The sequence below is a fragment of the Paraburkholderia sp. RL18-085-BIA-A genome (assembly GCF_046027075.1).
Classification (GTDB): Bacteria; Pseudomonadota; Gammaproteobacteria; order Burkholderiales; family Burkholderiaceae; genus Paraburkholderia.
The window spans coordinates 1-876 of the sequence record NZ_JARESU010000501.1 but is presented as its reverse complement, the minus strand read 5'-3'; the positions used below and the strand labels follow the sequence as shown (position 1 = coordinate 876).

Annotated in this window: 2 protein-coding genes; one reads left to right on the top strand and one right to left on the bottom strand. The window is 60.8% G+C overall.

Translation table 11 applies throughout. The annotated features are described in order from the left end of the window. The first annotated feature begins 139 nt into the window (after window positions 1–139). On the top strand, window positions 140–325 hold the full coding sequence (locus tag P0D89_RS53510; RefSeq protein ID WP_408371349.1) for a hypothetical protein: 186 nt from the start codon (window positions 140–142) through the stop codon (window positions 323–325). A 2-nt stretch (window positions 326–327) separates the two neighbouring features. Here P0D89_RS53510 and P0D89_RS53505 read toward each other — a convergent pair whose 3' ends face one another. Then, window positions 328–615, bottom strand: coding sequence for a DUF4148 domain-containing protein (locus tag P0D89_RS53505; protein WP_408371347.1), 288 nt, complete (start codon window positions 613–615; stop codon window positions 328–330). Between the last annotated feature and the right edge of the window lie 261 nt (window positions 616–876).

The following is an 876-nucleotide window of genomic DNA, read 5'->3' as shown; positions in this document are numbered from 1 at the left end:
CATCCGATACGAAGCTGGCGAGGCTCATCCTCTCTGTCTCCGATCTCACGCACTCCAGGACTATCTATACAGAATCGACAACCGCCGGCCGCGTCCGGCAGCTGTCGGCCAGTTTGAGTCTCTGTTACATCAGCAATAAATGGCTGGCAGCGTTTTCGCGTCCGAGAAAGGCGTGACGATGGACTACAAGTCGCTCGCGCCGGCACGACGGATGATGTTCTTTCTGAACAACGACACCTTCGGCAATCTGTCGCCCGCGGGCGTGAGCCTGTTCCATGCGGCGGTGGATTGGGCCGCCGCCGGGGCCGCCGGCGATCCAGCCTGAACTCAATTGGATGCCCGCTCGGCTTGCACGACCGCCCCGCCCGCCGTTGCCATCTCACCCGCGTGATCCGTGCCGTGCTGGATCGCATAGACCTCGCGGTTGCGCGCAATCGTGGCCGCCGACGGCGGATAGTCGTATTTCGGCGCGGGCACCAGCCCTTCGGCCTGTGCCTGCTGCAACTGCGCGATCACTTCGGCCCGCGTCAATCCTGACGAAGTAGTTTGAGCAAACGCATTCGCGCCGAACGACAGGCTGAGGGCGGCAACGGCAATAGCGGTAAGCAGTTTCATGATGTCTCTCCGGGTATGGGCAAGAAATGAGTGGCCTGAACCACGCTTACCATTCTTGTCATTCGAGCTGTCGGAGCGCTGACTCGCTGATTACAGTTTTGTTATCAGGCGTCGCGCTGCATCGCCGCGCCCGTCCCAGCCTCCGCATCGCGCCTGCCATAAGACCCCATATAACAGAACCGTAATCTAGCCGACCGCGGTTGGTAAGCGCCCACCCTTCAAACTTCTGACTCATGAAGCCCGCGTCACGTCCCCTGATGC